We start from the raw sequence: 13,501 nt of genomic DNA on the forward strand, positions 1-13,501 counted from the left end.
TGCCAGGGGTGGGCGAGTCTCGACCGGAAACGTGCGCGCGGTCAGGAGTCGAACGCGTCGATGATAGCCTGGGCCGCCAGCGCCGCCGTGAGGGTGCCCTCGCGGACCTGCCTCTCCACGTCCGTGGCGGTCTTCCGCACGTCGGGATCGGCCTCGAGCCGCGCCATGAGCGTGTCGCGCACCATCGACCAGGTCCACTCGACCTGCTGCCGGGCACGACGGCCGACGACCTCCCCGACCTTGTCCATCTCGGACTGATGCCGTTGCACGGCGTCCCAGAAGCCGTCGAGTCCCTCTCCCTCGAGCCCCGACATGGTGAGGACCGGGACCTTCCACACCGCATCGGCGGGGCGGACCAGCCGGAGCGCGGCGCCGAGTTCACGCGCGGCCCGCTGGGCGTCCTTGACGTGCGGTCCGTCGGCCTTGTTGACGGCCACCAGGTCCGCGAGCTCGAGCACGCCCTTCTTGATGCCCTGCAACTGGTCGCCGGTGCGCGCGAGGGTGAGAAACGTGAAGCAGTCGACCATTCCGGCGACGGTGACCTCGGACTGGCCCACGCCGACGGTCTCCACGAGGATCACGTCGAAACCGGCGGCCTCCAGCAGCACCATCGACTCCCGGGTCGCCTTGGCGACGCCACCGAGGGTTCCCGACGTCGGAGACGGCCGGATGTAGGCGCGAGGCTCCGTGGAGAGCGTCGCCATCCGGGTCTTGTCCCCGAGGATCGAGCCACCGGTCCGGGTGGATGACGGGTCGACCGCCAGGACCGCGACCTTGTGTCCCTGCTCGACGAGGTACAACCCGAACGACTCGATGAACGTTGACTTGCCGACCCCCGGTACCCCGGTGATCCCGATACGTAGCGCGCCGCCCGAGTGGGGCAAGGCCCCTAGCAGGAGCTGCTGCGCCTTCTCCCGGTGCGTCGGGTTGGTGGACTCGAGCAGCGTGATCGCCCGGGCCAGAGTCGGGCGGCGATCCTCGAGGACGCCCGCCAGCAGGGCGTCGACGTCGATCTCACGACGCGGGCGCGGACCGGTCGCCGCCGGGACCGGCCCGCGCACCGTACCGGTGCCCAAGGTGGTGGACAGACTGCCCGAGAAATTGCCCGACCCCGCGGGGTCGGGTCCGGAGCCGAGGCGGGTCAGGACCCCACCTCCGTGCCGGCCTCCTCGCCCGAGGCGGTCAGCTCGTGCCCGAGCTCGCCCGCCAGCGAACCGAGCAACTCGATCGCGGCCTCCGCGATCACGGTGCCGGGCGGGTAGATCGCGGCCGCGCCGGCATCGTAGAGCTCCTGGAAGTCGCCCGGTGGGACGACACCACCGACGGTGACCATGATGTCCTCACGGCCCACCTCGGCCAGCGCCGCGCGCAGCGCCGGGACCAGCGTGAGGTGGCCGGCGGCAAGCGAGGACACGCCCACGACGTGGACGTCGGCGTCGGCGGCCTGCTGGGCCACCTCCTCCGGTGTCTGGAACAGGGGGCCCATGTCCACGTCGAAGCCGAGGTCGGCGAACGCGGTGCCCACGACCTTCTGGCCGCGGTCGTGGCCGTCCTGACCCATCTTGGCCAGCAGGATGCGGGGACGACGTCCCTCCTGCTCGGCGAATGAGTCGGCCATCTGCATGGCCCGGGTGACGTTGTCCACGGCGCCCTCCTTGGTGACCTCCTGCCGGTACACACCGGACAGGGTCTTGATCTCGGCCTTGTGTCGACCGTAGACCTTCTCGAGAGCGTCCGAGATCTCACCGATACTGGCCTGGGCCCGGGCGGCGTCGATCGCGAGCGCGAGCAGGTTGTTCTCGAGGTCGCTGCTGGGGCCGCCCGAGGCGGCCTCGGTCAGGCGGGCGAGGGCGGCCTGGCAGGCCTGCTCGTCGCGCTCCGCACGGAGCTTCTCGAGCTTGGCGACCTGCTCGGCGCGCACCCGGGAGTTCTCGACCTTGAGGACCTCGATCTCCTGGTCCTCGTCGACGACGTACTTGTTGACGCCGATGACCGGCTGGCGGCCGGAGTCGATACGGGCCTGCGTGCGGGCCGCGGCCTCCTCGATACGCAGCTTGGGGATGCCCTCCCCGATCGCCTGCGCCATGCCGCCGGCCTCTTCGATCTCGAGGAGATGGAGACGGGCCTTGTCGGCGAGCTGAGCCGTGAGCCACTCGATGTAGTAGGAACCCGCCCACGGGTCGATCGGCCGGGTGGTGTTCGACTCCTGCTGCAGGAGCAGCTGGGTGTTGCGGGCGATGCGTGCGGAGAAATCGGTCGGCAGCGCGAGCGCCTCGTCGAGGGCGTTGGTGTGCAGAGACTGCGTGTGGCCCTGCGTGGAGGCCATCGCCTCGATCGCCGTGCGGGCGACGTTGTTGAACACGTCCTGGGCGGTCAGCGACCAGCCGGAGGTCTGCGAGTGGGTACGCAGCGACTTGGACTTCTCATTCTTCGGACCGAACTTCTCGACGAGCTCGCTCCACAGCAGGCGGCCGGCACGCAGCTTGGCGATCTCCATCGAGAAGTTCATACCGATGGCCCAGAAGAAGGACAGCCGCGGCGCGAACTTGTCGATGTCGAGTCCGGCCTCGAGCCCGGCGCGGATGTACTCGACACCGTCGGCCAGCGTGTACGCGAGCTCGAGGTCGGCCGTCGCCCCAGCCTCCTGGATGTGGTAGCCGGAGATCGAGATCGAGTTGAACCGCGGCATCTTCTGCGAGGTGTACGCGAAGATGTCCGAGATGATCCGCATCGACGGCTTGGGCGGGTAGATGTAGGTGTTGCGGACCATGAACTCCTTGAGGATGTCGTTCTGGATGGTCCCCGCGAGCTGCTCCGGCGTCACCCCCTGCTCCTCTGCCGCCACGACGTAGAACGCCAGGATCGGTAGCACCGCGCCGTTCATCGTCATGGACACCGACACCGCCGACAGGTCGATGCCGTCGAACAGCTCACGCATGTCGAGGATGGAGTCGATCGCGACGCCGGCCATACCGACGTCGCCCGCCACGCGCGGGTGATCGGAGTCGTAGCCACGGTGTGTGGCCAGGTCGAACGCGACCGACAGGCCCTTCTGGCCGGCGGCCAGGTTGCGACGATAGAAGGCGTTGGACTCTGCGGCGGTGGAGAAGCCCGCATACTGGCGGATCGTCCACGGCTGGTTGACGTACATCGACGGGTACGGCCCGCGCAGGAACGGGGCGGCGCCGGGCACGGTGTCCAGCGGGAAGGGGGTGACCTCGTCGCCTGCGGCCTCCTCGGTCGCGGCGCCGGCCGTGCCCTTCTCCACGCCGTCACGGTCGGCCTTGGTGTACACGCGCTTGACGTCGATGCCCTCCGGGGTCTCCCAGTGTGCGTCGGCGGCGACGCCGCCCTCGACCGCGGTGCCCGCGGCCTCGGTGTCGGCGGCGGCCTCGCGGAGGGGGGCGGTGCTGAAATCGGGGAAGGTCGTCATCTCACTTCACTCCCAGCTGGTCGAGGAGGGTGGACAGGGCGGCGACGGCGTCGATGCCGAGACCCAGGTACCCGTCGGGGCGGTCGGTGGCGTCGGCGGGGAAGCCCTTCTCGGCACCCGCGAGGTACACGGTCGTCACACCGGCGGCGCGCAGGGCGGCGACGGCATCCGAGCCCTCGGCGGCGTAGCGCTTGTCGGCGCCACAGATCACGGCGACCTCGGCGTTCTCGCGAGCATCGGCGTACTGACCGGCCTCGGTGACGCCCGGGTTGCGGGCCTCGATTCCGCCGGCGGCGAGAAGGTTGGCGACGAAGGTCACGCGGGGCGTGGTCTCCGCCTGCGGGCCGAGGCCGGCGACGAGGACCGTCGGACGCGATCCGGTTGATTCGAGATGGGCGTCGGAGCGGTCACGCAGGTCCTCGAAGGCGCGACCGTAACGGTAGCCCCCGCCTCTTCGACGGGACTCGTCGAACGCGGGCTCACCGAGGTTCGGGAACTCCGAGACACCGGTGATCGGGGCCTTGCGGTGCGCGATGTCGGCGTCACGGGCGTCCCGAACCCGGGCGATGGACTCGGCCACGGAGCCGGAGCCGATCGCGGCGGTGAGGCCGCCCGCGGCTTCGATGGTCTGCAGGACGGACCACGCGGCGTCGGCAAGCGAGTCGGTGAGCGACTCGACGTACCAGGAGCCACCGGCGGGGTCCACGACGTGGCCCAGGTGGGACTCCTCGAGAAGCAGCAGCTGGGTGTTGCGGGCGATGCGGTCGGCGAAGGAGCGGGACGTGCTCTGGAGACCGCCGGGAACCGAGGCGTCGAACGGCAGGACCGTGACGGAGGTGGCACCGCCGACGCCCGCCCCGAATGCGGCGAGCGTGGTGCGGAGCATGTTCACCCACGGGTCGCGACGCGACATCATCGCAGAGGAGGTGACCGCGTGCTGCGCGGCGCCGCCGGCCTCCGGGGCGCCGAGGAGCTCCGCGGCACGGGCCCACATGAGGCGACCGGCGCGGAACTTGGCGATCGAGGCGAACTGGTCGTCGGTCGCGGCCAACCGGAACGAGATCTGGCGGAGCGCGGCGTCGGCGGGCATTCCCGCCGAGATCAGGGCACGCACGTACTCGAGCCCGGCCGCGACGGCGTAGGCGAGCTCCTGGGCGTCCCCGGCGCCCTCGGCGTGGAACACGGTGCCGTCAGCGACGAACGTCCGGATGGTCTCCTCGCGCTCTGAGACCCGGGCGGCCAGACGCACGGCGGCGTCCAGTCCGATGGAGCCGACCCCGGCGTAGGCGGCGGTGACCGGGGCGGCACCCAGATCGGCGACCACGGCCGAGCGGTCCTGCACCCCGTCACCGGCGGTCCGGCGCTGGTCGAGTAGTTCGAGGTAGGCCTCGGCGACCTCCACCAGATCGGTTCCGGACTCGAAGGTCACCGGCGCCAGATCCAGGTAGACGTCCTTGAGGACGGCGGCCAGATCGGCGGCCTCGACGGTGAGCCACAGTGCCGAGACACCCTGCTCGAGCTGGTCGAGGATCCGCGTGTTGACCTGCGAGACGTCACCGGTGGCCTCGACGCGGGCACTGACGTGCCAGCCGTTCTCCGGAAGTCCCGCACGGTGCCCGCCACGGACGTAGGGGAACTCCCCCGGCGCCGGACGCTCTGCGATCTCGTCCGCCCGCGTGTACAGCGGGTTGATCTCGATCCCGTCCCGCGTGGTCGCGATCAGCGAACGCCAGGCGTCATCAGGCATGTCGGCGGGATCCTTGCGGGCGGCCTTCGCGAGGACGGCTCCCACAGATGCGTACCAGGAGTGAAGGTCAGGACCTGGGGTCGGACTGGTCACCGGTACCTCGTTCTCTTGTGGAGTGAAGGGGGTCACCTCGGGACTCTAGTGCAGCGCTTCACACCGCAGGAACACGCCCTGGAGTGCGGGGAGTTCTCGGGGGGAGAACCCCGGGGCCCGTGGGGCTACAGTCATCCCGGTGCGCGGACGGGTGATCGGTTGGGTGGTGGCGGTCGTTGTCGTCGTCGTCCTCGCGACCCTCGTTCCCGCCCCGGGGCTGGAACAGCTTCGCTCCTGGGCGGGCCAGCTCGGACCGTGGTTCGCACCGGCGTTCTTCGCGGCGTACGCGGTGGTCGCCGTCGCGCCGGTCCCCCGCTCGACGTTCACCTATTCGGCGGCGGTGCTCTTCCCGCCCGCGGTGGCCATCCCGTGGTCCCTCGTGTCGACCGGCATCGCCGCAGCGCTCGCCTTCGAACTCGTACGGCGGCTCGGACACAAACGCACCGCGGCGCTGCGCGCCGACCCGCGGATCGCGAAGGTGGACGCGCGCCTGCAGCGCCGGGGTTGGCTGTCGGTGGGCAGCCTGCGACTCGTCCCGGCCGTGCCGTTCTCGGTCGTCAACTACGCCGCCGCGCTGACCTCGATCCGGCGACGTCAGTTCCTGCCGGCGACCGTGATCGGCAGCGCACCCGGCACGGTCGCCGCGATCATGCTCGGCAACTCGCTCACCGCGGGCGAGGGCACCGCGGCACTGTGGGCGACCGCCGGGTTCGCCGCAGTAGGCCTGGCGGGGATGGCGCTGGATGCGCGGATGCCGGTCACGCGGGCTCCGTGACGAAATCCACCAGCCTTTCCACCGCGCCGAGCAACGTCGGCTCGACGTCGCGGTAGCTGCTGACCGACGACAGCACGTGACGGAACCCGTCGGCGGGCTCGCCCCAACCCAGGCGGGAGCAGATGCCGGTCTTCCAGTCCTCGCCGCGGGGGACGACCGGCCACTCGCGGATACCGACGGCGGCGGGTTTGACCGCCTGCCAGATGTCGACGTACGGGTGACCGGTCACCAGGACGTCCCCGCCCAGCCCGGCCACGATCCGCGACTCCTTGCTGCCCTCGACCAGGTGGTCCACCAGGACGCCGAGGCGCGCCTGCGGCGTCGGGCCGAAGTCGGCCACGAGCCCGGGCAGGTCATCGATGCCGTGGAGCGGCTCCACCACGATGCCCTCGACCCGGAGGTCATGGCCCCAGATCTTCTCCACCAGCGCCGCGTCGTGGATCCCCTCCACCCAGATCCGGCCCGCACGGGCGGTCCGGGCGCGGAGTCCCTCGACCTTCCGCGAACCCGAGGCCGTCACCGCGGGCCCGGTGGTCGCTCGGGGCGCGGGCTTGCGCAGTGTCACCGGTGATCCGTCGAGGAGGAACGCCGACGGCGTCATGGCGAAGAGGCGGACCCGGCCGTGTCGGTCCTCGAGCTTGACGAACTCGCCGTCGTAACTCCGGTCGAAGCCCACGACCGCGCCGCAGAATCCCGACCCGGCGTCCTCGACCACCAGATCCCGCTCGGCGTCCACGACGGGGACCTGCGGGCGGCGTCGCCGCGCAGTTCCGGACAGGACGTCGGAGCCGTACATATCAGCCATGGCGTGACACCGTAGCCGCCGCGACGACGATCGGGGCGGTGGCGCACCGGCGGTAGGATCGATCGTCATGTCACGACCCCTCGCCACCAGTACCGCGCTCTCCCCCGCGTGGGCGCTGCCCCTGCACCTGCTGCGCACCGCGTGGGCGGACCAACCGTTCGATGCCCTGAGCTCGTACGTCAGCGGCCTCGCCCAGTCCCACCTGGTCGAGATCGTCGGCGAGCCGGTCGCCGGGCTCGCCGACGTGGATCCGGCGGCCGGGGCAGTGGGGATGCTGCCGGACATCGTGCGGCACCTGCGCCGTGTCGGCGCGTCCCACCCCGCCGCGGAGATCCTCTCGCTCCTCACCACCGCGCCCGGCGACTCGTCGAGCCTTCCGCCCGTTCCCGCGGTGCGTGCCGATGTGGCGGAGGCCGGATGGGGCGTTCTGATCCGGGATCCGCAGAGCCGCGAGGGGCTGTGCCTGACCTGTGTGCGGCCGCATGTCGACGTCCTACGGTGGCGGATCCGGGGCGTCACCGACTGCCCGGTGGCGCCCCAGCCGGCCGGGCCGTCGGAGGCGTTGTACGAACTCGGCCGTGCCGTGGAGGACGCCGCCGAGCTCATCGAACGGTCCGCGGCCGCTCAGGGGGCAGGCGCCGCCGGCCCGATAGACGTGCACGCAGCCGTCACCCGCGTCCCCGCGGGACTGCCCGCGCGCGTGCTCGAACTCGTCGATCGCATCGACAGGGTCGAGGCGATCACCTCGCTCGCCCTGGCCCGGCCGGGGCTCGGCGTCGACCCCGCGACGCGCGAGCCGATCCTGCGCCGCCTGGTGGCGGTGAAGGACGCGGCGCGTCGGTCCGCCGTGGCCGCCGCCGGCGAATCGGCGCTACGGGAGTGGGGACCCCGCTGAACGTCACTGTTCAGCGGGCGCAGCAGCCGATCCCGCAGCGGGCCCCGTTGCGGTTGCGACCGAGCGCGGGAACGCTGCCCGGTCGTGGCTGCGTGGTGCCGGACTCGACCTCGTCGAGCAGCTCGACGACCATCCGGGCGAACTCCCGGCTCGGGCCGGGCGTCGCGCAGCGGGTGACGGTCACGCCCAGCTCGCGGACCTCGTCCACGAGCTCGGTGTCGAGGTCCCAGATGACCTCCACGTGATCGGAGATGAACCCGATCGGGACGACGACGACATCGCGGGTGCCGCGGCTGGTGGCGAGATCGCTGACGTGGTCCACCACGTCCGGCTCGAGCCACGGGACGCTCGGCGGCCCGGAACGCGACTGCCACACGACGTCGTACTCCGCCACCCCGGCTGCCCCGGCGACGAGCCGCGAGGCCTCCTGGACCTGACGGCTGTAGAGGTGGCCGCCCAGCGCGGGCGGGCCCGCCACCTCGTCGGCCGCATCGGGGACGGAATGGGCGGTGAAGACCACCCGCGCACCCGGGGCCGCGGCGTCGATCGCCCGGCGCAGGTCCGCGGCGAAGCGCTCCACGAACAGCGGGTGGTCATAGAACTGGCGTAGCCGGATCATCGTGGGCGCGCCCGCGACCTGCTGCCGGACGCGCTCGATGTCCTCGTTGTACTGGGCGCACCCGGAATAACCACCCCATGCGGAGGTGGCGAACACCGCGGCGTGGCGAACCCCGTCGGCCACCATCCGGCGGACGGTGTCCTCGGCCATCGGCGTCCAGTTCCGGTTGCCGAAATACACCGGCAGGTCGCGTCCCCGATCGGCCAACTCGGCCTCGATGTTGGCGATGATCTCGCGGTTGAGGTCGTTGATAGGGCTACGCCCGCCCAGGTGCCGGTAATGCGTGGCCACCTCTTCGAGCCGCTCCCTCGGGATACCGCGGCCCCGGGTGACGTTCTCGAGGAACGGGATCACGTCCTCCTGCCCCTCGGGGCCGCCGAAGGACAGGAGCAGCAGTGCGTCCACCGGGCCCGCGGCCGGGTTCGGGTCTGTCACGTCACTGTCCCTGTTCGCTGAAGGACACGGTGCCGGCGCCGCCGTCGGCATAGACCACGGTGCCGGTGGTCGCCGCCATCAGATCCGAGAGCAGGGCGACGGCGGTGGTGGCGACTGCGGTCGGGTCCTCGACGTTCCAGCCGAGGGGCGCCCGTCGCGCCCACTCCCCCTGCATCTGGTCGAGCTCCCCGCCCGGACCGAGCGCATCACCGGCGATCGCCTTGGCGGCGAGGGTCTTGATCGGCCCAGCCGCGATGAGGTTCGAGCGGACCTGATCCGGCCCCAGCTCCCGGGCGACGTAGCGGTTCACTGCTTCGAGGGCGTTCTTGGCGACCGACATCCAGTTGTAGAACGGCATCGATAACCGCGGATCAAAATCCAGTCCGATGATCGACGCACCCTGGTTCAGGAGCGGTCGAACGGCCTTGGCCAGGGACGCGTAGGAATAGGCGGAGACCTCCAGCGCCACCGCCACGTCCTTCCACGGGGCGTCGAGGAACGGGTCGCCGAGACAGCTCGGCGGAGCGAAGCCGATGGAGTGCACCACGCCGTCCAGTGAACCCGTGTGCTCGCGGACCCGGCCGACCAGAGCCGCCAGGTCCTCGTCGCTCTGCACGTCCAGCTCGACCACCGGCGGGCGCTCCGGAAGTCGCTTGGAGATGGCCTTGACCAGCGACGGCCGTCCGAACGCGGTGAGGATGACCTTCGCACCGTGGAGCTGGCAGTGCTTGGCGATGTGGAAGGCGATCGACGCGTCGGTGATGACGCCGGTGACGAGGATCGTCTTACCGGCGAGCAGCCCGGTGCCCGCGCCCGTGTTGTCGGTGTCGGTCCGGCTCATGTCAGTGCCCCATTCCCATTCCGCCGTCGACCGGGATCACGGCCCCGGAGATGTAGCCGGCGTCGTCACCGGCGAGGAAGCTCACGGCCCCGGCGACGTCGTCCGCCGAGCCCTTGCGGCCGAGCGGGATCGCCGCGACTGCGAGCTCCTGGGTCTTGTCGTCGAGGTCCGCGGTCATGTCGGTGTCGATGAACCCGGGGGCCACGACGTTGGCCGTGATGTTGCGCGAACCGAGTTCGCGGGTCAGCGACCGTGCCATGCCGATCAGCCCGGCCTTCGAGGAGGCGTAGTTGACCTGGCCGGCGGTGCCGGACTGCCCGACCACCGAGCCGATGAAGATCATCCGCCCGAACCTGGCCCGCAGCATCCCGCGCGATGCGCGCTTGGCGACCCGGAACGCCCCGGCGAGGTTCGCTTCGACCACTCGCGTGAACTGCTCGTCCTTCATGCGCATCAGCAGGGTGTCGTCGGTGATGCCGGCGTTGGAGACGATCACCTCGACGGGCCCGAACTCCGCCTCGACCGCGGTGAACGCGGCATCGACCGAGTCGGCGTCGGTGACGTCGCACCGGACCCCGAAGAGGCCCTCGGGGGCGCCGGAGCCGCGGTGGGTGACCGCGACCCGGTGGCCGTCCGCGCGGAGTCGTTCGGCGACCGCCCTGCCGATCCCCCGGTTACCGCCGGTGACGAGGACTGTCCGTGGCGCGGTGTCGCGCCTGCTCTCGGAAACCATGTGCCCACCCTAGCGAGCGGCTCCCCCGGGTCGGACCGCGAGTGCTCCGGTTACGCAGGGGGGTCGGCGTCAGGGGATACGCCTGTGTGCGGTGAGCGAGCCGGCGGCCGCGAGCATCGCCAAGAGCGAACCGGCGATGAGCCACGGCCGGGAGGCGTCCGCCTTCTTCCACTCGTAGCCGATCTGCTCCTCGAGGGTCCGGTAGACCGAGTCGAGCTCCTCGAGGCTGGAGGCGGTGAAGAAGTCGCCGCCGGACAACTCGGCGATGGTCTTGAGGGAGGCGTCATCGACCGGCACCGGCTGCGGGCGTCCCTGGATGTCGACGGTGCCGTACATGGTGCCGAACGAGATGGTGGACACGGGGATTCCGGCCTCCGCGGCGCGCTCGGCCGCGGTGAAGGCGCCCCGTTCCTCGGTCGGCTGCGCGGGGACCGTCTCCTTGCCGTCGGACAGGAGCACGATCCGTGCCGGCGGCGCCTGATCCGGGCCGCCGAGGCTCTCGGTGAAGGTCGTGATGGCCTGGGTGGCGGTGTAGATGGCCTCGCCGGTGGCTGTGCGCTCGTCGAGGCGTAGTCGTTCGACCGCGCGCACCACGGGGCCCCGGTCGGTGGTGGGTGCCACGAGCATCGAGGCGGTCCCGGCGTACGAGACCAGGCCGAGGTTGACGCCCTGGGTGAGGTTGTTGGCGAAGGTCGTCGCCGCCTGCTGCGCGGCCTCGATCCTCGAGGGGGCGACGTCGGTGGCCTCCATGGAGAGGGAGACGTCGACGACGAGCATCACCGTCGCCCGGTTACGGGGGACCTTCTGCTCCTTCTGGGGCGCGGCCATCGCGATCACGAGGCTGACCATCGACAGGATGAGCAGCACCGCCGGGACATGCGTGAACCACCGCCGGCCCCGGGTGTCCACCGACCGGAGAACGCCGAAGTTGCCGAAGCGGACCGTCCTGCGCTTCTTGGACCGCAGGGCGATGATGTACCCGATCGTGATGGCCAACGGCGCGGCGAGCAGGAGCAACCACAGCGGGTGCTGGAACTCGGACAAGCTCATGGGGTCGCCTCCTCCGCGGGCTGTTCACCGGGCAGGTCGCGGTCCAGGTTCTCCCCGGTGGGCAGCCCGCCCTGCCTGCGGACACCGACGAAGTCGATCACGTCACGGACCCAGTCGCGGTCGGTGCGCAGCGCCAGGACGGGGGCGCCGCAGCGGCGTAGCGCTGTGTGAACCGCGGCGCGATGCTCGGCGGCCACACGCCGATAATCCGCCGCGAGAGCATCGTCCACCTCGAGTTCGAGGACCTCTCCAGTTGCGGGATCCTGCAGCAGCGCGGCGCCGACGGCCGGAAGGGCGATGTCGAGTGGGTCGGCCACGTGCACGGCCAGGAACTCGTGGCGGGTGCCGAGGACGCGGAGCGAGCGCTCCCAGTCGATCTCGGACAGGAAATCCGAGATCACCACGACCAGTCCGTGCCGCCGCGCCGCGTTGCGGACGGCGTGGAGGCAGTCGACGAGCGCACCTCCCGGTGCGACCTCCGGAGCGGCGCGGGAGACATCCTCGAGCAGCCGCCGGACGTGGTCCCGCCCCCCGGTGGCGCGCAGTACGCGGGGCCGACCGTCACCGGTCAGGATCATGCCCACCCGACTGCCGCCACCGGCGGAGAGGAATCCGACCGTCGCGACAGCGGCCTCCACGAGCCGGCGCTTGGCGCCGTGCCGGCCCTCGACGTCCAGCGACGCGGACAGGTCGACGACGAGCCACGTCTCCAGCTCGCGGTCGGCGATGGTCTGTCGGATATGCGGGATGGTCGTCCGGGCGGTCACGGACCAGTCCATCGTCCGGACGTCGTCACCGGGCTCGTAGGCGCGGGCCTCCCCAGGCTCGGTACCGGGGCCGGGGAGCAGACCCCGGTGATCACCGTTGAGGACACCGTCCAGTCGCCGTGTGACGAGCAACTCGAGCTGGTTCAGGGCGGCACGGGACGACACGTCGCCCCGGTCGTCGCGCCGCTCCCCCTCCGCGGAGGTCACGGTGAGGGCGGCGGGCCGGCCTGGGCCGGGACCGCGCTTATCTGCGGCAGCGGGACGGCCTCGAGCACCCGGCGGACGACCGTGTCCGCGGTGATCTCGTCAGCGAGCGCGTCGTAGGTGAGGACGAGCCGATGGCGCAGCACGGCGGGCAGGACGTCGACGATGTCCTGGGGCACCACGTAGTCGCGTCCGCGGACAAGGGCGAGGGCGCGCGCCGCGGTGACCGTTCCCAGGGTGGCTCGGGGCGAGGCGCCGTAGGCGAGCCACCGGGCCACGTCCTCGAGTCCGTGGCGCGCGGGCTCGCGGGTCGCGATCGTCACGCGCACCACGTAGTCGACGAGTGCGTGGTGGACGAAGACCTCGCGTACGGACGCTTGTAGTCGCTGCAGCGCGTCCACACCCAGGATCCGGGTCGGCTCTGGCGGGGTGGCGCCCATCCGGTAGACGATCTCCCGCTCCTCCTCTGGACTCGGGTAGTCCACGACGAGCTTGAACAGGAACCGGTCGCGCTGTGCTTCGGGGAGTTGGTAGACGCCCTCGCTCTCGATCGGGTTCTGGGTGGCCATGACCAGGAACGGTGACGGCATGGGGAACGTCTGTCCGCCGATCGAGACATGCCCTTCGGCCATGACCTCCAGCAGCGCCGACTGGACCTTGGCGGGGGCGCGGTTGATCTCGTCGGCCAGCACGAAATTGGCCAGGATCGGTCCGAGCTCCACCTCGAACTCCTCGCGGCCCTGCCGGTAGATCCGGGTGCCGACGATGTCGGCGGGCACCAGGTCCGGGGTGAACTGGAGGCGCCGGAAGGACCCGCCCACCACCGTGGCGAAGGTCTCCACCGTCAGGGTCTTAGCCACGCCCGGCACACCTTCGAGAAGGATGTGTCCGCGGGAGAGCAGACCGACGAGGATCATCTCGATGAGCCGGTCCTGGCCCACCACGACCTTCTTGACCTCGTAGACCGCCCGCTCGAGCAGCCGCGCGTCCTCGGCCGCGGAGGCCGCGGATCCGGCGGGAGGCTCGCCCTGGGACGTCAACTGGTCGGGGTGGGTATCGCTCACCGCGGCGGGCTCCTTCGCGTGATCGGATGTTCCGGTCGCC

12 protein-coding genes are annotated in these 13,501 nt (G+C 71.0%); 2 read left to right on the forward strand and 10 right to left on the reverse strand.

All coding sequences use genetic code 11. The features are described 5' to 3' along the window. Positions 1–41: 41 nt before the first annotated feature. The 3 genes from meaB to ACWGLC_RS05065 form a co-directional block, all read right to left on the reverse strand. Positions 42–1,076 (reverse strand): methylmalonyl Co-A mutase-associated GTPase MeaB, encoded by a 1,035-nt coding sequence (gene meaB / locus ACWGLC_RS05055; RefSeq protein WP_452098859.1) that lies wholly within the window; start codon positions 1,074–1,076, stop codon positions 42–44. Between the two features lie 65 nt (positions 1,077–1,141). After that, positions 1,142–3,433: a methylmalonyl-CoA mutase gene (gene scpA / locus ACWGLC_RS05060; protein WP_452098860.1), complete on the reverse strand. Its 2,292-nt coding sequence runs from the start codon at positions 3,431–3,433 to the stop codon at positions 1,142–1,144. Position 3,434: 1 nt separating this feature from the next. Beyond that, entirely contained in the window at positions 3,435–5,180 is a 1,746-nt protein-coding gene (locus ACWGLC_RS05065) for a methylmalonyl-CoA mutase family protein (RefSeq protein ID WP_452098861.1), read from the reverse strand. 232 nt (positions 5,181–5,412) lie between these two features. Between ACWGLC_RS05065 and ACWGLC_RS05070 the strand changes: the two genes are divergently transcribed. Next, a complete protein-coding gene (locus ACWGLC_RS05070) occupies positions 5,413–6,048 on the forward strand; it encodes a TVP38/TMEM64 family protein (protein ID WP_452098862.1) in 636 nt (211 codons plus the stop codon). Here the strand turns inward: ACWGLC_RS05070 and ACWGLC_RS05075 are convergent. After that, positions 6,032–6,853, reverse strand: a complete 822-nt coding sequence (locus ACWGLC_RS05075) for a DUF3097 domain-containing protein (protein ID WP_452098863.1) — start codon at positions 6,851–6,853, stop codon at positions 6,032–6,034. The two genes, ACWGLC_RS05070 and ACWGLC_RS05075, sit on opposite strands and share 17 nt — an antisense overlap. A 67-nt stretch (positions 6,854–6,920) precedes the next feature. On the opposite strand from ACWGLC_RS05075, the gene ACWGLC_RS05080 reads away from it, so the two are divergent. After that, a complete protein-coding gene (locus ACWGLC_RS05080; RefSeq protein WP_452098864.1) occupies positions 6,921–7,748 on the forward strand; it encodes a hypothetical protein in 828 nt (275 codons plus the stop codon). Positions 7,749–7,758: 10 nt separating this feature from the next. Here ACWGLC_RS05080 and ACWGLC_RS05085 read toward each other — a convergent pair whose 3' ends face one another. From ACWGLC_RS05085 to ACWGLC_RS05110, 6 genes are all read right to left on the reverse strand, one after another. Then, positions 7,759–8,802: a ferrochelatase gene (locus ACWGLC_RS05085; RefSeq protein ID WP_452098865.1), complete on the reverse strand. Its 1,044-nt coding sequence runs from the start codon at positions 8,800–8,802 to the stop codon at positions 7,759–7,761. Between the two features lies 1 nt (position 8,803). Next, the gene (gene inhA / locus ACWGLC_RS05090) at positions 8,804–9,643 is read right to left on the reverse strand and encodes an NADH-dependent enoyl-ACP reductase InhA (RefSeq protein WP_452098866.1); all 840 of its coding nucleotides are present in this window, start codon (positions 9,641–9,643) and stop codon (positions 8,804–8,806) included. A 1-nt stretch (position 9,644) separates the two neighbouring features. Then, positions 9,645–10,376, reverse strand: a complete 732-nt coding sequence (gene fabG1 / locus ACWGLC_RS05095; RefSeq protein WP_230928934.1) for a 3-oxoacyl-ACP reductase FabG1 — start codon at positions 10,374–10,376, stop codon at positions 9,645–9,647. A 69-nt stretch (positions 10,377–10,445) separates the two neighbouring features. Further along, on the reverse strand, positions 10,446–11,426 hold the full coding sequence (locus ACWGLC_RS05100; protein WP_452098867.1) for a VWA domain-containing protein: 981 nt from the start codon (positions 11,424–11,426) through the stop codon (positions 10,446–10,448). Then, positions 11,423–12,400: a DUF58 domain-containing protein gene (locus ACWGLC_RS05105; RefSeq protein ID WP_452098868.1), complete on the reverse strand. Its 978-nt coding sequence runs from the start codon at positions 12,398–12,400 to the stop codon at positions 11,423–11,425. Before ACWGLC_RS05105 ends, ACWGLC_RS05100 begins: the two co-directional genes overlap by 4 nt. Next, positions 12,397–13,461, reverse strand: a complete 1,065-nt coding sequence (locus ACWGLC_RS05110; protein ID WP_372459525.1) for an AAA family ATPase — start codon at positions 13,459–13,461, stop codon at positions 12,397–12,399. The genes ACWGLC_RS05105 and ACWGLC_RS05110 overlap by 4 nt, the downstream gene beginning before the upstream one ends. Between the last annotated feature and the right edge of the window lie 40 nt (positions 13,462–13,501).

This window comes from Dietzia sp. NPDC055877, from assembly GCF_053615975.1.

What these genes read in the sequence shown, in the direction of transcription:
- scpA (WP_452098860.1), bottom strand. Translation starts at nt 3,433, where the DNA reads ATGACGACCTTCCCCGATTTCAGCACCGCCCCCCTCCGCGAGGCCGCC.
- ACWGLC_RS05065 (WP_452098861.1), bottom strand. Translation starts at nt 5,180, where the DNA reads ATGCCTGATGACGCCTGGCGTTCGCTGATCGCGACCACGCGGGACGGG.
- ACWGLC_RS05075 (WP_452098863.1), bottom strand. Translation starts at nt 6,853, where the DNA reads ATGGCTGATATGTACGGCTCCGACGTCCTGTCCGGAACTGCGCGGCGA.
- ACWGLC_RS05080 (WP_452098864.1), top strand. Translation starts at nt 6,921, where the DNA reads ATGTCACGACCCCTCGCCACCAGTACCGCGCTCTCCCCCGCGTGGGCG.
- inhA (WP_452098866.1), bottom strand. Translation starts at nt 9,643, where the DNA reads ATGAGCCGGACCGACACCGACAACACGGGCGCGGGCACCGGGCTGCTC.
- fabG1 (WP_230928934.1), bottom strand. Translation starts at nt 10,376, where the DNA reads ATGGTTTCCGAGAGCAGGCGCGACACCGCGCCACGGACAGTCCTCGTC.
- ACWGLC_RS05100 (WP_452098867.1), bottom strand. Translation starts at nt 11,426, where the DNA reads ATGAGCTTGTCCGAGTTCCAGCACCCGCTGTGGTTGCTCCTGCTCGCC.